General features: G+C 39.3%; 17 protein-coding genes and 1 pseudogene. All 18 read left to right on the top strand.

The genetic code is table 11. From position 1 onward, the window contains the following. Window positions 1–21: 21 nt before the first annotated feature. The 18 genes and pseudogenes from KCTC52924_RS00760 (at window position 22) to KCTC52924_RS00675 (ending at window position 22,189) form a co-directional block, all read left to right on the top strand. Window positions 22–1,728 (top strand): RagB/SusD family nutrient uptake outer membrane protein, encoded by a 1,707-nt coding sequence (locus KCTC52924_RS00760; RefSeq protein ID WP_251808666.1) that lies wholly within the window; start codon window positions 22–24, stop codon window positions 1,726–1,728. 78 nt (window positions 1,729–1,806) lie between these two features. Next, window positions 1,807–2,847, top strand: a complete 1,041-nt coding sequence (locus KCTC52924_RS00755) for a Gfo/Idh/MocA family protein (RefSeq protein ID WP_251808667.1) — start codon at window positions 1,807–1,809, stop codon at window positions 2,845–2,847. Between the two features lie 119 nt (window positions 2,848–2,966). Further along, window positions 2,967–4,109 carry an alpha/beta hydrolase family protein gene (locus tag KCTC52924_RS00750; RefSeq protein ID WP_251808668.1) on the top strand — a complete coding sequence of 381 codons (1,143 nt, stop codon included), beginning with the start codon at window positions 2,967–2,969 and terminating at the stop codon, window positions 4,107–4,109. A gap of 77 nt (window positions 4,110–4,186) precedes the next feature. Beyond that, window positions 4,187–5,533 carry a Gfo/Idh/MocA family protein gene (locus KCTC52924_RS00745; protein WP_251808669.1) on the top strand — a complete coding sequence of 449 codons (1,347 nt, stop codon included), beginning with the start codon at window positions 4,187–4,189 and terminating at the stop codon, window positions 5,531–5,533. 130 nt (window positions 5,534–5,663) lie between these two features. Beyond that, complete coding sequence (locus KCTC52924_RS00740) at window positions 5,664–7,352, top strand: GMC oxidoreductase (RefSeq protein ID WP_251808670.1); 1,689 nt, start codon at window positions 5,664–5,666, stop codon at window positions 7,350–7,352. Between the two features lie 71 nt (window positions 7,353–7,423). Next, window positions 7,424–7,990 (top strand): gluconate 2-dehydrogenase subunit 3 family protein, encoded by a 567-nt coding sequence (locus KCTC52924_RS00735; protein WP_251808671.1) that lies wholly within the window; start codon window positions 7,424–7,426, stop codon window positions 7,988–7,990. A 339-nt stretch (window positions 7,991–8,329) separates the two neighbouring features. After that, window positions 8,330–8,492, top strand: a pseudogene (locus tag KCTC52924_RS00730) (phage tail protein); the annotation flags it as partial. A 135-nt stretch (window positions 8,493–8,627) separates the two neighbouring features. Continuing rightward, a complete protein-coding gene (locus KCTC52924_RS00725) occupies window positions 8,628–8,879 on the top strand; it encodes a hypothetical protein (protein ID WP_251808672.1) in 252 nt (83 codons plus the stop codon). 58 nt (window positions 8,880–8,937) lie between these two features. Continuing rightward, window positions 8,938–9,465: an OmpA family protein gene (locus KCTC52924_RS00720; RefSeq protein ID WP_251808673.1), complete on the top strand. Its 528-nt coding sequence runs from the start codon at window positions 8,938–8,940 to the stop codon at window positions 9,463–9,465. A gap of 639 nt (window positions 9,466–10,104) precedes the next feature. Next, window positions 10,105–11,631: an arylsulfatase gene (locus tag KCTC52924_RS00715; protein WP_370671495.1), complete on the top strand. Its 1,527-nt coding sequence runs from the start codon at window positions 10,105–10,107 to the stop codon at window positions 11,629–11,631. 584 nt (window positions 11,632–12,215) lie between these two features. Beyond that, complete coding sequence (locus KCTC52924_RS00710; protein ID WP_251808674.1) at window positions 12,216–13,577, top strand: sugar porter family MFS transporter; 1,362 nt, start codon at window positions 12,216–12,218, stop codon at window positions 13,575–13,577. A 29-nt stretch (window positions 13,578–13,606) separates the two neighbouring features. Next, window positions 13,607–15,232 carry a glycoside hydrolase family 32 protein gene (locus KCTC52924_RS00705; protein WP_251808675.1) on the top strand — a complete coding sequence of 542 codons (1,626 nt, stop codon included), beginning with the start codon at window positions 13,607–13,609 and terminating at the stop codon, window positions 15,230–15,232. A 297-nt stretch (window positions 15,233–15,529) separates the two neighbouring features. After that, window positions 15,530–16,690 (top strand): universal stress protein, encoded by a 1,161-nt coding sequence (locus tag KCTC52924_RS00700; RefSeq protein ID WP_251808676.1) that lies wholly within the window; start codon window positions 15,530–15,532, stop codon window positions 16,688–16,690. Between the two features lie 357 nt (window positions 16,691–17,047). Next, window positions 17,048–17,965, top strand: coding sequence for a DUF5996 family protein (locus KCTC52924_RS00695; protein ID WP_251808677.1), 918 nt, complete (start codon window positions 17,048–17,050; stop codon window positions 17,963–17,965). 232 nt (window positions 17,966–18,197) lie between these two features. After that, window positions 18,198–19,214: an L-glyceraldehyde 3-phosphate reductase gene (gene mgrA, locus KCTC52924_RS00690; protein ID WP_251808678.1), complete on the top strand. Its 1,017-nt coding sequence runs from the start codon at window positions 18,198–18,200 to the stop codon at window positions 19,212–19,214. A gap of 393 nt (window positions 19,215–19,607) precedes the next feature. Continuing rightward, window positions 19,608–20,192 carry a YceI family protein gene (locus KCTC52924_RS00685; RefSeq protein ID WP_251808679.1) on the top strand — a complete coding sequence of 195 codons (585 nt, stop codon included), beginning with the start codon at window positions 19,608–19,610 and terminating at the stop codon, window positions 20,190–20,192. A 26-nt stretch (window positions 20,193–20,218) separates the two neighbouring features. Beyond that, window positions 20,219–21,487 (top strand): hypothetical protein, encoded by a 1,269-nt coding sequence (locus KCTC52924_RS00680; RefSeq protein ID WP_251808680.1) that lies wholly within the window; start codon window positions 20,219–20,221, stop codon window positions 21,485–21,487. A 117-nt stretch (window positions 21,488–21,604) separates the two neighbouring features. Further along, window positions 21,605–22,189, top strand: a complete 585-nt coding sequence (locus KCTC52924_RS00675) for a YceI family protein (protein ID WP_251808681.1) — start codon at window positions 21,605–21,607, stop codon at window positions 22,187–22,189. Window positions 22,190–22,286: the final 97 nt, after the last annotated feature.

The following is a 22,286-nucleotide window of genomic DNA, read 5'->3' as shown; positions in this document are numbered from 1 at the left end:
TAAGAAAATAAATAATTTGTAATGAGAAATATAGATATCTTAAAGGTTTTGGTTAGCAGTAGAGCATTGGCCGTAGCATTCATTTTGTTTGCCTTTTTTCTCTCTTGTAGTGAAGAAGAGTTTTTAAAGGAAGAGCCATTGGATTTTTTAACACCTGAAAATGCCTACAAAACGCCCGAAGGTATAGAATCTGGGCTTATAGGCATGTATTCGGACATTCGGGATAATTGGTTTAGATTAGCTAATCAGGCACATACATTACATGGTAATGGTACCGATGTGGGCTATGACGGGGAAACTCCGGGGGGGCAGCGGTTTTTAACAAATTATGAAACTAGTGTTACACCACAGTCACCAGAAATTAGAGATTGGTGGAACAGTGCCTACAGAAACATTCAGTCTGCCAATGTTCTCATTAGGGCAATAAATGAAGTTGATGGAGACTTGTGGAAAAACGATGCTCAAAAGAATTCATTATTAGCTGAGGCTATGTTTTTTAGGGCCTGGGCATATCGTCTTGCAGTTATTCTATGGGGCGATGTGCCTCTTATCACAGAGGTCATAGAAGAAGCGAAAGTTGATTTCATAAGGACACCCAAACAGGAGGTGTACAAACAGATGGAAGTAGATCTGACCTTTGCAGCTAAAAATTTACCTGCCCGTGGGCATGAAGCTTTACCCGGACGTTTAACCCAGGGTGCAGCGTATCACCTGTTGACAGAAGTATACCTTTCTCAGAACAAATGTGATCTAGCCATTAATGCAGCAACAACGGTAATTGAGAAATTAGGATATGGATTAATGACAGAACGATTTGGAGCACAAAATGATGTGTTGGGGTCTGGAGATGTTTATTGGGATCTTTTCCGATATGGGAACCAAAACCCGCCTTTAAATACAGAGGCGATTTGGACAATCCAATTTGAGCCAAAACTAGAACTGGGAGGCTCCGACCATTATTGGTCTGGAATCTATGGTCCTCGTATTTTTAGTTTGGGTGCCGCTCCGGATGGCAAACCAGCATTTATCAAAACTTTCTCCGATACATTAGGCAGACAGGTGGCTCGGACACGAGGGACTAACTTGGTGTTTTACGACGTTTGGAAAGGGAATTGGGATAACGATATACGAAATGCTGAACATAATATAAAGCGGAATTTCTATTACGAAAATCCGGAGTCCGAATACCATGGTAAGAAAATTGATCTTTCTGATTACGCACCAGGCTCCAGAAATCTATTGAAAGACACTACCAATTACATATATCCATTTTTCATGAAAGGCTGGGAACCAATAGTGCAGGCCACAATTGCCGATCCTAACCGAGGTGGCGGTGGTGCTGTTTCTACTGATTTCTACGCCATGCGCTTAGCGGAAACCTATCTTTTAAGGGCGGAAGCGCATTTGTGTAATAATAACGATCAAATTGCAGCGGCCAAAGATATTAATGAAGTCAGGGGTCGTGCAAACGCAATTCCTGTTTTACCAGCAGATGTAGATGTCGATTATATTTTAGATGAACGGATACGTGAACTCTATTTTGAGGAATGGAGAATTTTGACCCTTATGCGTACAAACAAGTTGATAGAAAGAACCAGAAAATATCATGATAATCCTATGTTGCCAGGGGCTAATATTCAAGATTATAATAATTTGTTTCCAATACCTCAAAGTGAAATCGATTTAAATATCGAGTCGGAATTTAGTCAAAACCCTGGTTATAATTAATTATCATCTAAATATTATAATAAACCTTGGAAGTATTAGATACAATCTGTAAATATGTAAATCAATAATTAAAAACTAATGGGAAATAATCGCCGTAATTTTATTAAATCAACAACATTGGCCGGAATAGGGTTAGGTCTCGCCGGTAACATTTCACTGTACGCCAATAGTAAAAGTACCTCAAAGGGAAGGATAGGGATCATTGGATTGGATACTTCACATGTCACTGCTTTTACTAAGTCCATCAATGATGCCGAAAGAGCTGAGTTTAAAGGGTTTTCCGTTGTTGCTGCTTATCCCACTAAAGGAAGTGCCGATATGCCAGCTAGCATAGATCGGTTGGATAAGTTTACTGAGGAAATTAGGGCTATGGGGGTCGAAATAGTCACTTCTATTGAAGAGCTTTTAACTAAGGTAGATTTTATTTTGTTGGAATCTGTCGATGGAAGAAGGCATCTTGAAGAAGCATTGCCAGTGTTAAAATCGGGTAAGCGAATGTTTGTTGATAAACCACTTTCAAACTCTTTGGAAGGGGCTGTAGCACTTTTTGAAGCTTCAAAAAAATATAATGCACCTATGTTTTCGGCTTCCAGTACTAGATTTGCTCCAGAATCCGTAGCTATAATTAAAGGTAATGAAGCTATTGGTGAGGTTTTGGGAGCCCATACCTATGGCCCTGCAGGAAAGCAGCTAGGGCATCTGGATATGGCATATTATGGAATTCATGGCATTGAGGCACTTTTCACTTTAATGGGAACGGGTTGTAAAGAGGTGACAAGATTTGACACCCCCAGCTCCACTGTGGTTACAGGAGTTTGGAGCGATGGTAGGATAGGGGTTTTTACTGCAACTCCCGAAGGTGGGAAAGCTTCATTTGGAGGAGTGGTCCACGGAAGCAAGGGAGTAGCGGAAAAGGTTAAGATCTTGGATGGATATGATCCGTTGATCGTAGAGATTATTAATTTTTTCAAGACTGGTGTAGTGCCAGTCAGTCGTACAGAAACCTTGGAGATTTTCGCCTTTATGGCAGCGGCAGACGAAAGCAAGCTAAGGAGAGGGAAGCCGGTTGTGTTGGAGGAAATGATGCGTAAAGCAGAAATGCAGCTACAGAAAAGGTAACAACCCAAAACGAATAAAGTAGGACTTTGTTGATGTCCGATTTTGTGTAGCGTGTTTTGGATTATACAGTCTACCTATATTTATAATGAACCATGGGGATTAGAATTAAATTATTGCTTTTGTCGATACTATTATTCAATAGTGGAATGGCGCAAAACCAGGAAAAATCGAAATTGGAATCAGGTGCTGCAAGGGTATGGGATATAATAGCCTCAGATTTCTCTGTGCCCGAGGTTTTTTCTGAAGATTATGGCCAATACCGATCGCCGTTGAAATTTTATAATGGAAAAAAGGTTAGGACACCTAAGGATTGGCAGAAAAGGAAAAAGGAGATTCGGCAAAGGTGGCAAGAAATGATGGGGCATTGGCCAGAAGTTATCACAAATCAGAAGCTTGAAATCTTGGATACGGTAAGGCGCGAAAATTTTATGCAGCATAGGGTGCGGTTTTATTGGCAACCCGGAGAGCAGACAGAAGGATACCTGTTGGTTCCTGATGGGGAAGGACAAAAACCGGCGGTCATCACTGTTTTTTATGAGCCAGAAACTGCCATAGGTTATTCTGATAAACCGTATCGCGATTTTGCCTATCAATTGGCTAAGCGGGGGTTTGTTACCTTATCGATAGGGACTACAGAAGCTACTAAAAATAAAACCTTCTCATTATACTACCCTAATATTAACAATGCACAGGTCCAGCCATTATCCATGCTTGGATACGCGGCCGCGAATGCGTGGGAGGTACTATCCAAAGTGGAGAAGGTAGATTCCGCTCGGATTGGTATTGTGGGGCATTCATTTGGAGGTAAATGGGCAATGTTCGGAGCTAGTTTATATGAAAAGTTTGCTGCATCAGTCTGGTCGGATCCTGGTATTGTCTTTGATGAGTCACGGGAATCTGTGAATTATTGGGAGCCATGGTATTTGGGATATCACCCCAAACCATGGCGGAAACGAGGACTAATTACAAAGGAAAATCCGGCAAGGGGATTGTATCCAAAATTAATAAAGGAGGGTTATGACCTAACGGAACTACATGCCCTTATGGCGCCAAGACCATTTTTGGTTTCTGGGGGAGCCGAAGACCCGGTAGATCGATGGAAAGCCCTAAATCATACCATTGCAGTTAATAAGCTATTGGGGTATGAGCATCGTGTAGGTATGACCAATAGGCCAGAGCATTCTCCAAACCAGGAATCCAACGAACATATATATCTGTTTTTAGAATATTTTTTAAAGTATGGTGCTCATCACCCAAAATAAATAAACAGGTATTTTAAAAATGACAAGGGTTAGAAGTATCAAATAATTTTGAACATCAAATATTAAAAAAGAATCACATGGAAAACAAAAGAAGGTCATTTATTAAAAAAACGGCGATAGGTGCATCTGCAGTCACAATTGGAGGTATACTGCCAGGGTTCAGTGCCAAGAGTTATAGTAATATTATAGGGGCGAACGAACGTCTTAAGGTGGCCAGTATGGGGGTAAACAGTAGGGGTCATGCCGTAGGTTCCAACTTTGCATTGCAGCCGAATTGTGAAGTTTTGTACTCCTGTGATGTGGATTCTAGAGCGTCCGAAAAATTCATCAATAGCATAGCCAAAATCCAGGGCAAAAAACCCAAACATGCCACGGATTTCAGGAAGGCCTTAGATGATAAGGATGTAGATATTTTAATTGTTGCGGCACCAGATCACTGGCATGCACCAGCTGCTATTATGGCGTGCAAGGCAGGGAAACATGTTTATTTGGAAAAGCCGGCGAGCCATAATCCTCATGAAGGGGAACTGGCAGTGGCAGCTGCAAAAAGGTATAATAGGGTGGTCCAGATGGGAAATCAGCGCCGTTCATGGCCAAATGTTATTACAGCTATCGGGGAATTAAAAAATGGAATTATTGGCCGTCCGTATTTTGCTAAAACCTGGTATTCTAATAATAGACCCTCAATAGGGACCGGAAAGATTACCGAAGTACCTTCCTGGTTAAATTATGATTTATGGCAAGGTCCCGCTCCTAGGGAGGCCTTTAAAGATAATATTGTTCATTATAATTGGCATTGGTTTTGGAACTGGGGTACTGGTGAAGCATTGAACAATGGCACTCACTTCGTAGATTTGGCAAGGTGGGGACTGGGTGTGGACTATCCAACCAAGGTAAGTTCTAATGGTGGTAGGTACCGTTACGAAGATGATTGGGAGACACCGGATACACAGGTTATAAATCTGGAGTTCTCCAATAATACCTTAATGTCATGGGAAGGGCGTAGTTGTAACGGACGCTCTGTTGAGGGAGCAGGCGTAGGGGTGATTTTTTATGGAGAAGATGGCTCTATGGTAATTGAAGGGGGCAATTCCTATAAAATTTATGATTTAAAGAACAAACTGATAAAAGAAGTCAGCGGAAGCCGGAAGATAGGCACAGGAAATTTATCAAATCCATCGCAGGATTTGGATGTGCTGCATATTCAAAATTTATTTGATGCCATCCGAAAAGGGACTCCCTTAAATTCAGATATTATTGGAGGACATCAAAGCACCTTGTTAGTTCAATTGGGCAACATCGCCTTGCGTTCTGGCAGTACGTTGAACATTGACCCCGAAAATGGACATATATTGAGTAATAATGAAGCAATGAAATACTGGAGTAGAGATTACGAGCCAGGATGGGAAAAACTCTTTTCCTAGTCTTTAGTGTCATTGGGAGAGTTTTAAGACGTTGGGAAGACCGCTTTTTGCCAATCTACTACAAAGGTGGGCTAGCTAGTGTTTGTTGCCTGAAATGGGTAAGTGAATCTAAAAATCACTTAATAACTTTATGAAGAATAATACATACGATGCTATTGTTATTGGGTCTGGCATTACCGGAGGATGGGCCGCTAAGGAGTTAACGGAAAAAGGGCTTGGAACCCTTGTTTTGGAAAGGGGGAAGGAAGTTCAACATCCTGAAGGTTATACAAATACGTATAAGGCCCCATGGGACTTTAAAAACTTTGGAGCGGTTTCACTTGAGGACAAAAAGGCCTACCATATCCAGAGTAAGAAGTACAATTTTAATACCGCGAGTAAGCCCTTTTTTGTAAATGATCTTGAGCATCCCTATACACATCCTGAAGATAAACCTTATAGATGGTTTAGAGGATATCAAACAGGTGGGCGCTCCTTAATTTGGGGACGGGGTGCCTATCGTTTTAGTGATCTTGATTTTGAGGCCAACCTAAAAGACGGGATGGGAGTGGACTGGCCAATAAGATATAAGGATTTAGAACCTTGGTATGATTATGTGGAACGTTTTATAGGGGTCTGCGGGTCAAAGGAAAATATTCATCATTTTCCAGATGGGCAATTCCTTCCTCCTTTTGAGATGAATCGGGCTGAAAAGGTAATAAAGCAAAGGCTAGAATCGCATTATAAGACCCGTAAACTAATACCGAATAGGGCTGCGCACCTTACCCAAGTAAAACCTGGTCAGTTTAAGGGGAGGTCGCAATGTATGACCCGTAATATGTGTCACACTGGATGTCCCTTCGGCGCCTATTTTAGTAGTAATAGTTCTACCCTTCCTGCAGCTCAGGATACGGGTAAAATGACATTGAAATCTAATTCTATCGTTATTTCCTTAATTTATAACGAAAGTAATAATCGTGTTTCTGGCGTTCGTGTCATGGATGGGAGTACCAAAGAAGTAACCGAATATTTTGCCAGAGTCGTATTCCTATGTGCATCTACCATAGCTTCTACGGGACTCTTACTAAATTCCAAATCGGAAAGTTTTCCCAATGGTTTGGGGAATTCAAGTGGAGTTTTGGGGCATTATTTAATGGATCATCATAAGAACATTTCTTCTTCGGGAACCCTTGAAGGCCATTTGGATAGTATATACAAAGGAAATAGGCCTACCTCGGTAGCACTTCCGAGATTTAGAAACGTAGACGGTAATAAAATGGATTTTCTAAGGGGATATGGTATGTGGGGATCGGCCCATAGAGTGGGTGTAAATCCAGATAAGGATGGGGTTGGAGTGGATTTTAAAAATTCTTTGGCCATTCCTGGACCATGGAAGATGTCTCTTTTAGCGTATGGGGAATGTTTGCCGTACTATGAGAATAAGGTGGAATTAGACCAAGAATTAACCGATCAATGGGGACTTCCTTTAATAAGAATATCAGCAGAATTTGGTGATAATGAAATGAAAATGCGCGAGGATATGAAAGAACAGGCGAAGGAGGTATTGGAAGTGGCGGGACTTAAAGAGGTTAAAGTCAGCGAAGGACCTAGTATTCAAGGAGATTCTGTACATGAAATGGGAACTGCTAGAATGGGACGGGATCCTAAAACTTCATTCCTTAATGCATATAACCAGAGCCATGACATTCCAAATCTTTTCGTGACCGATGGTTCCTGTATGAGCTCTTCTAGTTATATGAGTCCATCCCTTACTTATATGGCTTTAACCGCAAGGGCTTGCGATTATGCAGTAAAACAAATGAAAGACAATATATTTTAATGACAATTTAATGGGAAATCTAGGTTTATAGCGCATTAGGACAGCTATAATAATGAAACAATTATAAGATTATGGAAAGAAGGGAAGCGGTTATAAAAATATCATGGATTTTGAAATCTGTTTATTTGGCCCCCTCTATTTTTACAGGATTCCTAAGTTGTAAAAGTGAGGTTTCTAGTGCTAATCTTTATGTATTTAGTAAGGAACAGGACAAATTGGTAACTGCTATTGCAGATTCCATTCTTCCTAGAACGGAAACACCTAGTGCCTCCGATGTAAAGGTGAATCTATATTTGGATCTAATGCTTAATGAAGTATTTGAAGATGCGTATAAGAATAGTTTTTTAAAAGGACTGGATGAGTTTGATGAGAATTGTAAGGCTTTTACAGGTAATAATTTCCTTGAGCTTAACGAATCGGAAAAACAGGATTATCTCAATAGATTGGAGAAGGAAGCAAATGCGGTAGAAAAGGTCAATTTAGAACCTTTTTTTCGCAGATTTAAAATGCTTGTAGTTACTATTTACTTCTCAACAGAACAAGGGGTGAAACAAAACTTAGATTACGCTCCCATTCCTGGACCCTATCTTGGGGATGTTGAATTTACGTCAGAAACAAGGATTATGAAGGGGAATTAAGGATGCAACCAAATCATCTTTCCTTTAGAATAATTGCAAATATCATCCCTTTAGTTAGGCGGTACCAATAGGAAGATATGGTGTTGTGCTAATACTAGAATTACACCGACTAAAAATACCTTTCCTAGTTTTTCACTAGGTTTTTAAAATTAAAAATATATTTTTGGCGTCTCTTAAAATAGTTAAGCACTTGCACTTCAATTAATTATGGGAAGTGCAGAACTATTTTTTTGCCAACCAACCAATATGAATAAAAAGATTACTGCTTTTGTATTTATCCTGTTTTTCTGTATCACTTCTTTAGTAAAGGCCCAAGATCCATTTTTAGGTGAAATTAGAATGTTTGGCGGTAATTTTCCGCCACGTGGTTGGGCTTTTTGCCACGGACAACTTTTACCTATAAATCAAAACCAAGCCCTTTATTCTCTATTCGGAACTACCTATGGTGGTGATGGCCGAACTACATTTGCGTTTCCCGAATTAAGAGGTAGGGCCCCCATAGGTGCTAAGGAAAGGAATGGCGGGACCAACCAAAACCTCATGGTATATTTCTGGGGGGATTCAAGTTTTTGTACCTATAGCAAGCAAGAGTAAGGTTTCATCAGACAATCTGCGGTTAAGTGCTTATTACCCAGATATGAATATTGAAATAGACGATTTTCCAGAACATGGAATGGGGCAACTTCAAAACTGGTCTTACGAAACCGACAATCTATTGAAAATTGGAACTGCTTTAATAGCCGAAACAGGTATTGCTTTTGATATCTCTGATCGGTTTAAATTATATAGTGGAATTTATGCCGTCTACGGTTTATCCGATATGCGTAAAAATGAAAAATCCTCATTGGTGAGTTATCATACTACCAGTTTGGAAGGGAAGACCCAATAGTGCCATAGGTACAGAAGGAGTGAGCTCTGTATGAAAACCATTTAATCTAGGTGTTCAGTTGAAATTAGCTTTTGGAAAGTCCATAAGGTTAAAGGCAACAAAACAGGAAATGGAGATGAAGGATACTGAAGAATTGATCCTAGAAACTTCCAAAGGGGATCAAAAAAGTGAGTCTTCGATCATAGCACAGGATGAAACTGTTTTACCTGTGGAAAATGAAAAATTAATTACAGAGGAAGAGAAAGGGATTATTGAAAAAGAATTGATCTTTGGGACAATAAGTAATACGTCGCTCAATAACTCGCAAAGGGGAAATTTGGATGAGGTGTCTGATATACTGCAGCGACAGCCTGATGCTACTATAGAAATAATAGGACATACGTGCGCTATTGGAAGTCCATGGGATAATCATCTATTAGGTCTTCTTCGTGCAAAGTCGGCAGCAGATTATTTGATTTCTAAGGGAATTGCTGAGGATAGAATAACTGTTCTATCTAAAGCGGAAGTGGAGCCAATCGCTCCATATACTTATGAAAACGATCGTCGGAAAAATAGAAGGATAACCAAGTTTTTAAAATACGAATAGCCTTCCTTACTTTTATCTTAAATAAAGAGGTTATGCAAGAAGTTGGTTGGTCTTTGTCTTACAGAACTTTTGTGGGGATAGAGAAGAGTATCACCAACTTATCTTTAGGGACAGAGCAAATTAATTAAGAGCAAAAGAATGTAACTGCGAAACTCGATTCCCTTTCCACTAGAAGGCTATCAAGGAACAGATCGCTGAATTTGTGGCGCTGTTCTACAATATATTTTATCCGGAAAAGGAGCTAATTGAATAGGGAGGACGTTGTATGTTGAGCTAGGGAATCAAAGAAAGAAGGAGCTATTGGGCAACTTTTATTTTTTTTAAAACACTATTCAAGAGAAAATATTAAAAACAAATACATTCTTTTATGAAAATATATATACCGCTTTTGTATCTTGTTAAATTGATCCTGTTCGGTTTTATAGGAATCAGCGGAGAATTAAGATCTTAATAATTTGTGATTGTATTTTTTTATGAAATCCATATAACCTTTTGTCGAAGTCGACAAAAGGTTATAATATTAAGATTCTTTACGAACTCATGGATTTAAAAAAATGGAATAGTTAGATTTAAATATTAAATTATTACCATCAACGGACGATAACGCCTACATTTTAATAAATGAAATAAATTTAAGAAATGAGAATTATTACAAGAAGCTTACTCCTGACTCTAATCTTTGCATTGCTTTTTCTGGGATGTAAAACAAAAGTAGAAAAGGTAATGGTTACGGAGGCGAATCCCAAAAAACCCAATATTATATTTATTTATATGGACGATTTGGGGTACGGTGATTTAAGTGCTTACGGTGCAACGGAGATCAGTACTCCTAATATGGATGCCTTGGCTAAGGGAGGAATTCAATTTACCAATGGCTATGCTACTTCCGCCACTTGCACCCCGAGTAGGTATGGAATATTAACGGGTAGGTATCCCTGGCGCAACAAGGATGCCAGAATATTACCGGGTACCGCACCTCTGATAATTGATACGGCTCAAATGACTGTGCCTAAAATGTTGCAAGGAGAAGGTTATGCCACTGGTATTGTGGGTAAATGGCATTTGGGACTTGGGAGTGGAAATGTAAATTGGAATGAAAGGGTATCACCTGGACCAAATGAAGTTGGTTTTGATTATTCCTATATTATGGCTGCAACCCAGGATAGGGTACCAACGGTGTACATTGCAGACGGTCTTGTAGATGGGTTAGACCCAGATGACCCTATTGAAGTAAGTTATCACAAAAACTTTGAAGGCGAACCAACCGGCTTAGAAAACCCTGAATTAACTACTATGAAATGGCATCACGGTCATAATAACAGCATAGTGAACGGTATCCCTAGAATAGGGTTTATGAAAGGAGGGGAGGCTGCCAAATGGAGCGATATTGATATGGCCGATCATTTTCTGGCCAAGGCCCAACAGTATGTAAAAGAGCAAAAAAGTGCACCTTTCTTTCTTTATTACGCCTTGCAACAGCCACATGTGCCACGTACACCGCATCCGCGATTTGCAGGAAAAACCGGAATGGGTCCAAGAGGGGATGTTATTTTGGAGGCCGACTGGATCATAGGTGAATTCATGAAAACCTTGAAGGAGGAAGGCATTCTTGAAAATACATTAATCGTCTTCTCTAGTGATAATGGTCCTGTAGTCAACGATGGTTACTACGACGACTCCGAAGAAAAACTAGGTAATCATACCCCTTCAGGTATTTTACGAGGTGGGAAATACAGTTTATACGATGCGGGTACCAAGGTTCCATTTATCACGTATTGGAAGGGTACCATAACCCCTAGTAAATCTAACGCCATGGTATGTCAGTTAGACTTGCTGACCTCCTTGGCTGCCTTGGTGGGGAGTGAGGTAAAAGGAGAAGATAGTATAAATCTTTTGGATGAATTCTTGGGCAAGTCCAATAAGGGACGAGAGGAACTGGTTTTGGAAGCTACTACAAGAACGGCTTTTAGAAAGGGTAATTGGGCTATGATTCCACCGTATAAGGGAGCGGTAATAAACAAGCAGGTGAAAATTGAGTTGGGCAATTCCGAGGAATATCAACTGTATAATCTGGAAAAAGATCCAGGTCAAAAGGAAAATTTAGCCAAATCCAATTTAGATAAACTTCAAGAATTAGTTACTGATTATGAGAAAATAAGAAACTAGAACAATGGGGGGATCTAAGAATTAGACCTGAAGTAATGGCTTTTATATCCGAGTTAAATATTTGGAAGCGCTACTAATCTCTAGTGAGTTCCTCTTTTGGAAGCTGATGGCCAATAAGAAGGTTCTTTTTAAGGATATCGATTTTATTCCTTCTGTTAATTTCTCCTGTATTCAGGCAATGGAAAAGTAGGGATTTCGGATAAAGTTTCCAAGCTATGAGCAATGACGAGTGGAGATAATCTTTAAATAATACCATGCAGTTGTAGGCAACTTTATATCCCAAAATTACTCGTCCTCCTTCTTTACTGTCAAACATGGTATTCGTCCGGGCGGCTATATATAATCACTTTTAGGTTTTTTATCTATTGCGCTGATTACCATATATCTTTTTTAATCTTTTTACTTACCTTAGGTAACTGGTATTAGTAATATTGGTCAAATACTTCTCCTTAAAACATTGATTATTATAGGTGTTATCTATTTATGAAAAAGGATTAGCGAAATCACAACCGATGATAAAAAGGGAGAAATAACTTCCTGTTAATGTGTATTACTATAGCTTTTATACTTAAAAAAACAGGGATATGAAGAAAATTTTGGTGTGGTCTATTACGGCAGCTTTAGCGGGATTTTTATTTGGGTTTGACACGGTAGTGATATCCGGAGCCGATAAAAAATTGCAACTCCTATGGGGATCTTCGGATGTGTTCCATGGTTCCGTAGTAATGGCCATGGCCTTATGGGGGACCGTGGTAGGTGCATTATTCGGCGGAATACCTACGAATAGGTTGGGTAGAAAGAAAACCTTGTTTTGGATAGGTGTTTTTTATACCGTATCCGCCTTGGGTTCGGCTTTGGCAAATGACCCTACCACCTTTGCAATCTTTAGGTTTTTGGGAGGCTTGGGTGTGGGTGCTTCCACGATTGCCGCTCCTGCTTATATTTCTGAAATAGCCCCCGCAAAGGATAGGGGAAAATTGGTAGGCTTGTATCAGTTTAATATCGTCTTCGGGATATTAGTAGCCTTCTTATCCAATTACCTATTAAGTGGTATTGGTGAAAATGCCTGGCGATGGATGCTTGGGGTAGAGGCCATTCCTGCTGTGATTTATACCCTATTTGTCTTGACCGTTCCCCAGAGTCCCAGGTGGCTTCTGACCAAGTTGCGTACCACAGAAGCAAGAAAGGTACTTCAAGTGATACATCCAGGTCAGGATGTGGAAAAACTGATGTTGGAAATAAATCAGGAAAACGAGAATAAGGTTCCGGGGGAGAACATTTTTATGAAGAAATACCGGTTCCCATTGATCCTTGCCTTTTGTATGGCCTTTTTTAATCAAGCCTCGGGTATCAATGCCTTTTTATACTATGCCCCTAGAATTTTAGGAGAGGCAGGTCTTGGAGAAAGTACTGCCTTATTGAGCAGTATAGGAATCGGGGTTATCAATCTTCTTTTTACGCTCTTGGGCATTTTTCTTATCGATAGGCTGGGACGAAAGCAATTAATGTATATCGGTTCCTTCGGATATATAGTATCACTCACCTTAGTGTCATGTGCCTTTTACTTAGATTGGGAGGGGATGTCCGTAGCTATATTCCTCTTCCTATTCATTGCTGCACATGCGGTAGGACAGGGCACTGTCATTTGGGTATTTATATCCGAAATTTTCCCGAACCACTTACGAGGTTCAGGGCAATCTTTTGGTAGTTCCGTTCACTGGATCCTGGCGGCTGTTATTCCTTCCCTTATTCCTGTATTATTTACTGCAATAGGTGCAGGAACCGTATTTGCCATCTTTGCTTTTATGATGGTTTTACAACTGCTATTTGTGGCATTTTTTATGCCCGAAACGAAGGGGATTTCATTGGAAGTCCTTAGTAAATCCCTGAGTAGCTCCAAGGGGTCTAATACGGGGAAAGTAGTACTGCTTAAAAAAGATGAATAAGTTAAATTTTAAGCTCAATCTTTTAAAACATGAAAAATCATCACTTAAAATTTGTGCTAGTTCTTGCAGCACTTTGCCTAGTTTTAGCTTGTAAAGATCAAGGGAAGAAGGAGGATAAAGACCCCGCGGTCCATAGTGAGAATGCGTTGGATACGGAAGCGGAAATGTATCGTCCAAATTTTCATTTTACGCCAAAGGTAGGTTGGATGAATGATCCGAATGGAATGTTCTATTACAATGGATATTACCATTTATATTATCAGCATTATCCAGACGGTAATAAATGGGGGCCCATGCATTGGGGTCACGCCATAAGTACCGATATGGTAGCGTGGAAGGAGCAACCTATTGCACTTTATCCGGACGAAAAGGGATATATTTTTTCTGGAAGTGCGGTGGTGGATCTGGAAAATACCTCTGGCTTTGGCATAGGAGGGAAAGTGCCCATCATTGCCATGTTTACCTATCATAATACGGATATTAAAAAGGCCAAAGGAATAGATGTGGAATCCCAGGCCATTGCCTATTCCTTAGACGAAGGACTTACTTGGACCAAATATTCAGGTAATCCGGTTATAGAGAACCCGGGAATTAGAAATTTTAGGGATCCCAAGGTTTCTTGGAACAAGGAACAAAAAAAATGGATTATGGTCCTGGCTGCCAATGATAAAGTGATGTTCTATGGGTCCAAAGATTTAAAAAGCTGGGAGCTGTTATCGGATTTTGGCGGAGATTGGGATAGGGAGCTAGGAACACACGGAGGTGTCTGGGAATGCCCAGATCTTTTTCCCATTCCAGTAGAGGGTTCTGAGGAAACCAAATGGGTGCTCCTTGTAAGTATTAATCCTGGCGGACCTAACGGGGGTAGTGCCACGCAATATTTCATTGGTGATTTTGATGGCACAAAATTTATCATGGATACGGAATTTGAAGCTGTCCTGAATAAGGGACAGAACCATTGGCTTGATTTTGGGAAGGACAATTATGCAGGGGTCAGCTTTTCTAATGTCACCTCTAAGGACGGAGGAAAATTTTATATGGGCTGGATGTCCAATTGGGAATATGCCAATAAAGTCCCTACCGAAACCTGGCGTAGTGCCATGACCGTGGCCAGAGAAATAAAAATGTTCAAAGATGACAAATCTTACAGATTAGCTTCTCATCCAGTAGATGAAATTGATGCATATAAAGTGGGTAAGTATAAGAAAGAAAATATTCAGGTCGATGGAGAAACAGCTCTCATCAAGGTTGAGAAGGTTGATCTTTCACGCGCTGCGATCAACTTTACCATTTCAGAACTAAAAAAGGATAGTTTCACCTTTAAACTTTCCAACAAAGTAGGGGACGAGTTATCCTTTGGTTACGATGGGACCAACAATACTTATTTCCTCGACCGTAGTAAATCCGGCAAAACAGGATTTTCCACAACTTTCTCTAATAAGAGGAGTACTGCGGAACGGATTTCCAGTAGTAAACAACTGACTGGGACCCTACTTTTAGATAAGACCTCCATAGAGTTGTTTTATGACGATGGGTCGACGGTGATGACGGAAATTTTCTTTCCCAATGCACCATTCGAGACGCTTTCGGTAGCGTCGGTAAGTCAGGACTTTATACTTGATAATTTGGAGGTTAATCAGCTTAATAGGCACTAAATACTACATAATTATAAAGCTAAAACGCTCTTGGTGATAGAGACATTAAACTCATGGATGGATCAATTGTTTTTTTGTTGGTTAAAAACATAAGCGTTGGTTCTACGTAGTATCTATATGCGATGTTTATTCTCACAATATTTTTACAAGCGTTTGGTCTGGATAAACTGGCCATAATAAACCCAAAAAAGCACATATTTCATGATATTAATCTAGTTTATAAAGATATTTTATGAATATCTTAGCTTTAATATAATCATTTGTTAATTTTGGTTTTATCCTTTCAAAAGAGAAAACATGAAGCAGCTCGAAAAAATTCTGGTACCAATCGACATCAATGGCGATTACAGTGAACAATTGAACACGGCAATTAAAATTGCCCATGTTTATAATTCTGAGATTATTATTGTACATGTCCTCTCGGAAGAAGCTGGAAGTGGGAGTATCAGTATGAGAAAGATGCTGTTAGACAGTGTATTAGAGTCCTTGAACAAGATAAATGACACCCTGAAAAAGGAACGGATAATCACTAAGGATCCAATTATTAAGCACGGCAAGCTAATAGAAAATATTCTAAAAGTAGCCACTAAACAAGACGTTAATTTAATCGTTGCAGGATCTGGATATAGATTAAAAGACAAAGGTCATAAACTTGGCAATAATGCCGAAAAGCTTATGCGATACTCGCATATCCCAGTATGGGTAGCTACCACCAAAACGGAGTCGAAAATCAGCAATATAATTTGCCCAGTAGATTTTTCGGAGCCAGCTAGAGGCGCACTCAATAACGCCATTTCCTTAGCAGGGGATTTTAACGCAACCCTTAGGGTTTTGGGTGTTGTAGAACCTGTACTTAACCTTTCGCCAAGGTATCAGTTAGATGACTTGGAAGAGGAAAACACACGTAGGATGCAGCAGTTGGAAAAGGAAATGGGGGACTTTTTAAAAGATTTTGATTTTGCTGGTATAGACTACGTGGTAGACATTTATGCAGGAAATGTTCCTATGACTATATTGAATATGATTAAAAAGCACAACCATGACTTGCTTATAATGGGGACCACCGGGCGTTCTGGTTTAAAGCGCGTATTAATGGGGAGTGTTACCAATAAGGTTACCCGAGAACTTCCCTGTTCTTTTATCACTACAAAATCTAAAGACATTCTGCATTTACGGTTTTATAATGAGGTAAAGGAAATAGAAACCCATTTTAAAAAGGGTGTTAAATTGGCCGACAAGGGAGAACATAAAGGGGCAATACGGGAATTTACTGCCTGTTTGCGTATCAACACCATGTATATCCCGGCCATTTATAAACTGTCCGAAGTTTATAAACTTATGGGAGACGAAGCAAAAGCTATTTATTATGACAATATGGCTAAGGAATTATTAACCCGACTTTGGGACGAAAAACTAGAGGAAAAAATAAGGAAGCACTATAAATCCTCCTTAAAGTAATCGATGTTTTTCGGAATTCTAAGTTTTTAAGACCTCTATTTATGGGGTCATTACGTGATGCATCAAATTACCGTTATGTCTTCTTCAAAAAAAGACTTTTGTACGAATTAAATAGTTAAGTCTTTGAGCTTTTTAAAGTGAAATGCTGTAGAAATGATTCGTTGTCCATAACTGGAAATTAAATTGTTAGTCGCGTTTGTACTTATAAAATGAGGTTTATTATATAATATACTGGAGTTTAACAAGTTGGTTATTAGGTATTTCTTATCTTAGGGGTAGTGTTAAAGTTTTGTGTTTCCCCACCCTGACTGTCTCCCTGAGGTAGTCGATTACGATACTAATCTAATATTCCTAATTATGACCTTACCGTATCTTCCATACAATTCCTGGAAAGACACCAGGATTACCATACATTTAATTTTGCAAATAATTGGAAAAATAAGACTCGCCATCATGCCAAGAAAAAACCATTGGTGGTATGTTACCGAGTATGTTTCAATAGCGGGGTTTTCTACACATCCTATCCCGATGAATGACGGGTTAAATACCTTTGAAATCACCCTTAATGTTCATAAAAAAATGGTCCAATTTAAAAATAGTAAAGGGGAATATCGGGAGATTCTTCTGCAAGACGGCTACTCCGTAGGTCAATTTTATACTGATTCCATGGCAATTTTAAAGGGATGGGGGGTAACGCCCAAGTTCATAAATAAACCATTGGATATGGGCGTCGAGAAACCTTTTGATGAAATTTCTGAATTCCATCATTATGATTGGGCATCCATACACACCTTTTGGCAGATGATGCTTTGGAATGATGGCGTACTAAAAGAGTTTAGTGGCTTATTTTATGGTAAGACCTGTCCAGTACATATTTATTGGCATCACATGGATCTTACAGTCACCAGATTTTCTGGTAAATTGGCACCGCCTATGGATGTCAATGCAAGGATACTGGAAAAAGATGCTTATTCACATGAAGTAATTAGTTTTGGGTTCTGGGCCGGTGATGATAATATGCCCGAACCTGCGTACTATTCCTATACTTTTCCAGCGCCACCGAAATTGAAAAAAGAACCCCTAAAACCAAAAAGTGCTTTTTGGATGGATGCCAATGGAAGTCCAATGGCCATGTTAAAATTTGGGGATATTATAAATAGCAAGGATCCAAGAAATGAGGTTTTAAATTTTTTGGAAAGTGCCTATCAAGCTGGGGCAAAATGTGCCCAATGGGAGGTAGAAGACTATAAGGTTCCGCCTTTAAATGCCTTTTAAATCTATTCCCGAATTTCAAATTTCTTCCAACACTGATGCTATGGCATTCAATGCGTGTGGATTTATAGAATTATCAAAGGCAACTATCGTATTGTTCCACTTATCGTTTAAAAATCCAAAATCTACCCCATCAACAAATTGCCATTCCCATTAAAGTTTTTTTATCTTAGGGATCTCATAGGATATTGTAAAGCACAATAGCCTACTGCTGAATTTTAATGTAATAGATATAATGAAAGTAAAAGATTCTTTTGGTCCTAGGCCTTATAAGGCCGATGATACACGATACAACACAATGCAATACCGCCGTTGTGGTAATAGCGGCATACTATTGCCCCTTATCTCCTTGGGATTATGGCATAATTTTGGTCATACCAATGATTTGGAAACAGGACGTAGTTTACTGCGCTGTGCTTTTGATAATGGGATTACCCATTTTGATCTGGCCAATAACTACGGTCCCCCATACGGGGCTGCCGAAGAAAATTTTGGTCGGATTTTTAAGGAAGATTTTCAGCCCTATCGCGATGAACTTTTGATTTCCAGTAAAGCTGGCTGGGATATGTGGCCTGGGCCTTATGGAAATTTTGGTTCCCGTAAATATCTGGTAGCCTCCTTAGATCAGAGTCTTAAACGTATGGGGCTGGATTATGTGGATATTTTTTACCATCACAGACCCGATCCAGACACACCCTTAGAGGAGACTATGGGTGCGTTGCACCATTTGGTGCAAAAGGGAAAGGCACTTTATGCGGGCATTTCACAATACCCGGCAGATCTGACTGCCAGAGCAGCTAAAATAATGAAAGATCTAGGGACCCCTCTTTTGATCCATCAACCGAGATATAATATGCTGGACCGTTGGGTAGAAGATGGATTGTTGGGGGAATTGGAAAAACAAGGAATGGGGGCTATTGCATTTTCTCCCCTAGAACAAGGGATACTCACCAATAAATATCTAAACGGCATTCCAAAGGACAGTCGCGCAACTAAAGACGGACGATATTTAAAGGAATCCCAAATTACGCCTGAACTTTTGAAGAAGGTAGGTGCTCTGAACAATATCGCAAAAAATAGGGGACAGAGTCTTGCCCAAATGGCCATCGCCTGGTTGTTAAAAGATGAACGAATTTCTACGGTTCTAGTAGGGGTAAGTAAGAAAGAGCAATTGCTCGATAATTTGGAGGCCTTGAAAAACATAAAATTTTCTGAGTCCGAATTAAAAGAAATAAAATCAGTATTGGGATAGGAGCGAAGTGAAGGCGTAAGGATTTGTGTCTAGTCAGCTAGACCTTGACTTACGCTTTCTATCCCTTTCCATGCCTTTCTTTTGTACGTTATCAATTATCAGTACATATTTTTAAGATTTTCAAAGCTATTTCTATATGCCATATTTAACGTTCCTACGGAATAGTTGAATTAAAATCTTTTGTTAAAAAAAATAAAAAGAGACAAATTCCTTTCCTTTTAAGAGCCACACCTATAAGTCTGCTGAGGTACAGCGTTTTAAATTAAACATCCAAAAATCTTATAACACCATTAGGAAGTGACCATGCATCTTATTGTTTTAAAGATGATATATGTCATTCTTTAAGGGGTTTTTAAGCCTGTAATTTGCATCATAATACTAAAGAATACTATTATGATGAGATTCAATTTAAGCAGAATCGTAACAGGGGTTTTATTTATGTTTTTACTGTTTGGCAACAGCCTTACAGCACAAAAGTACCAATTGGTAAATGGGGAATCGTCCTTACTAGTACTCGGTACTTCCAGCATACACGATTGGGAAATTGTCGCTGAAAACCAGGCAGGAGTCTTGATACTTAAAAATGCAGAGACCGGGGAATTGGACCACTTAAGTCTAGAGATAATTACCGAAAGCTTAAAAAGTGGTAAGTCTGCAATGGACAAAAACACCTACAAGGCATTGAATACGAAGAGCCATAAAAAGATTCTCTTCCAACTATCCGAAGTAAAAGAAGTGAAACCAAACGGTAGCGGCAAATTTAAGGTAAAGGTATTAGGAGATCTGACCATTGCCGGTGTAAAGAGAGCTACTTCACTGGATCTTGATATGACAGTAGCAAGCAATAAGGTTACTCTTGTTGGAGCAAAGAAAATAAAAATGACAGATTTCAAAATTGACCCGCCTAAAGCGCTATTGGGAACTATTACCACCGGTGATGACATCACCATAAAATTTAATACCGTTTTAACTAAATAGAATTATAATCAATTAAATATAGAAGTATGACATCAATAATTAAAAATGCCGTTTGTGCAGTAGTAGTTTTAGCCGGATTCGGTTTAAATGCACAGGATCGTAAACTGGATAATTTCAGACAACCCGATAAAAGTGGAATTAATGTATTTGAGGCACCAAAGGATTCCGTCTCCACATTCGATGGGGTAAAAGTAAGAATAGGGGGATCGTCCACCCTACAATATCAGGCCGTAGACCATAGTAATTCTGGTGCTGTAGCCCTAAAGAGTATAGGTTATAATTTTAATTTGGCAACTGCCAACCTAGATTTGGATGTTGCTTTGTTTGATGGGGTAAGAATGCACTTGAGAACTTATTTGTCCTCAAGACACCATCCTGAACCATATGTTAAGGGAGGGTATTTCCAAATAGATAAACTAGATTTTATCCATGAAGGGTTTATGGAAAACGTTATGCAATACGTTACTATTAAGGTAGGGCATATGGAGAATAACTATGGGGATGCTCATTTTAGAAGAACAGATAATGCTCAGGCCATGTACAATCCATTTGTAGGAAACTTAATTATGGATGCCTTTACTACAGAGGTAGGAGGGGAAGTGTACTTCCGTAAAAATGGTTTTATAAGCATGTTGGGAGTTGCCAATGGTAAATTAAATCAGGCTGTGAATAAGAGCGACGGGACAACTGGTGGTGCCTCTTTCATGGCGAAATTGGGATACGACAAGCAAACCAGTGAAGATTTAAGATATCGGATCACTGGATCTCTATACACTACTGGGTATGTGCAAACTTCTTACTTGTATAGCGCAGACCGTGCGGGATCTAGGTACTATTTCGTGATGGAGGATGAAAACGCTTCTACTAGTGGTAATTTCAGGTCAGGAAGATATAATCCTAACATGAAAAACCAAGTAACAGCGGTTATGATCAACCCATTTGTTAAATACAGAGGATTGGAATTTTTCGGAACTTTTGAGCATACTAGCGGAAAAGCGAATACAGAAACCTCCAACAGAACAGCAACGCAATACGCTGGTGAATTGATCTACAGATTTGGCCAAGATGAAAATTTATTTTTGGGAGGCAGATATAATGTGGTAAATTCAGAGGAAATGAGTGGGGATGAAATCGATATCTCAAGATTCCAATTAGGAGCTGGATGGTTTATGACGAAAAATATTCTTGCCAAACTAGAATATGTAAATCAACAATACAATGATTTCCCAACTGCTAGTATCCTAAATGAAGGAGAATTTAAAGGATTGATGCTAGAAGCGGTTATTAGTTTCTAAATAGTATTGGGTCTAACCCAAAGACATAGTTTTTATTATAGTTTGCCCGGGCACAAGAGTAGGATAATGCTCGGGCAAACTTTAAAAAGCAGATGAACAACTTCCTAAACACAGATAATGAAAAAGGTATTGGGCTTCACTACAATTTTATTACTACTTGCTTTTAATTTCAAAGATTCTCCAGTAAACCATTCGGTAATTACCATTGCACCGGAAAGTAGGTTAATGATATCTGGGACTACCAATATCAATACCTTTAGCTGTGATTTTGACACCGATAGATTAAAGGAACCTATCCCTGTCCATTTCGAAAAAATTGGTGAGAAATATATTTTCCAAAAAGCTACTTTAGTATTGAACAACTTTGGTTTTGACTGTGGTAACAGAGGTATAAATAGAGACTTCCACGATCTTTTAGAATCTGAGGAATATCCACAGATAGAATTAAAACTCAAAGAGATTATAGGAGACATATTAAACGCTTCGGCATTAACGGCTGTGGTAGAAATAAAAATTGCAGGCATCAAAAATTCTTATAGAATTCCAGTCGCCATAGCGGATAACAAACCTAGTTGTGTTTCAGGTGCATTAAAATTAAGTTTGGGCGACTTTAAGCTCAAAGCCCCTAAAAAAGCACTAGGTCTTATTGTGGTCCACGATTCCATTACCATTAATTTCGATTTGGAATTACAAATGGGATAGAATTCCGGTACTACTAGATTGGCCAAGTATCAAAAGCCAATTACGTTTATGGTGAGCAAATCTTCCCTATTTCAGCTATTGTAAAGGCGGTTTTAAA

Origin of the sequence: Arenibacter antarcticus (assembly GCF_041320605.1) — a bacterium.
Classification (GTDB): Bacteria; Bacteroidota; Bacteroidia; order Flavobacteriales; family Flavobacteriaceae; genus Arenibacter; species Arenibacter antarcticus.
This window is presented reverse-complemented; position numbering and strand designations above follow the sequence as displayed.

What these genes read in the sequence shown, in the direction of transcription:
- KCTC52924_RS00705 (WP_251808675.1), top strand. Translation starts at nt 13,607, where the DNA reads ATGAAAAATCATCACTTAAAATTTGTGCTAGTTCTTGCAGCACTTTGC.
- KCTC52924_RS00710 (WP_251808674.1), top strand. Translation starts at nt 12,216, where the DNA reads ATGAAGAAAATTTTGGTGTGGTCTATTACGGCAGCTTTAGCGGGATTT.
- KCTC52924_RS00675 (WP_251808681.1), top strand. Translation starts at nt 21,605, where the DNA reads ATGAAAAAGGTATTGGGCTTCACTACAATTTTATTACTACTTGCTTTT.
- KCTC52924_RS00695 (WP_251808677.1), top strand. Translation starts at nt 17,048, where the DNA reads ATGACCTTACCGTATCTTCCATACAATTCCTGGAAAGACACCAGGATT.
- KCTC52924_RS00755 (WP_251808667.1), top strand. Translation starts at nt 1,807, where the DNA reads ATGGGAAATAATCGCCGTAATTTTATTAAATCAACAACATTGGCCGGA.
- KCTC52924_RS00685 (WP_251808679.1), top strand. Translation starts at nt 19,608, where the DNA reads ATGATGAGATTCAATTTAAGCAGAATCGTAACAGGGGTTTTATTTATG.
- KCTC52924_RS00735 (WP_251808671.1), top strand. Translation starts at nt 7,424, where the DNA reads ATGGAAAGAAGGGAAGCGGTTATAAAAATATCATGGATTTTGAAATCT.
- KCTC52924_RS00725 (WP_251808672.1), top strand. Translation starts at nt 8,628, where the DNA reads ATGAATATTGAAATAGACGATTTTCCAGAACATGGAATGGGGCAACTT.
- KCTC52924_RS00740 (WP_251808670.1), top strand. Translation starts at nt 5,664, where the DNA reads ATGAAGAATAATACATACGATGCTATTGTTATTGGGTCTGGCATTACC.
- KCTC52924_RS00745 (WP_251808669.1), top strand. Translation starts at nt 4,187, where the DNA reads ATGGAAAACAAAAGAAGGTCATTTATTAAAAAAACGGCGATAGGTGCA.
- mgrA (WP_251808678.1), top strand. Translation starts at nt 18,198, where the DNA reads ATGAAAGTAAAAGATTCTTTTGGTCCTAGGCCTTATAAGGCCGATGAT.
- KCTC52924_RS00760 (WP_251808666.1), top strand. Translation starts at nt 22, where the DNA reads ATGAGAAATATAGATATCTTAAAGGTTTTGGTTAGCAGTAGAGCATTG.
- KCTC52924_RS00680 (WP_251808680.1), top strand. Translation starts at nt 20,219, where the DNA reads ATGACATCAATAATTAAAAATGCCGTTTGTGCAGTAGTAGTTTTAGCC.
- KCTC52924_RS00700 (WP_251808676.1), top strand. Translation starts at nt 15,530, where the DNA reads ATGAAGCAGCTCGAAAAAATTCTGGTACCAATCGACATCAATGGCGAT.
- KCTC52924_RS00715 (WP_370671495.1), top strand. Translation starts at nt 10,105, where the DNA reads ATGAGAATTATTACAAGAAGCTTACTCCTGACTCTAATCTTTGCATTG.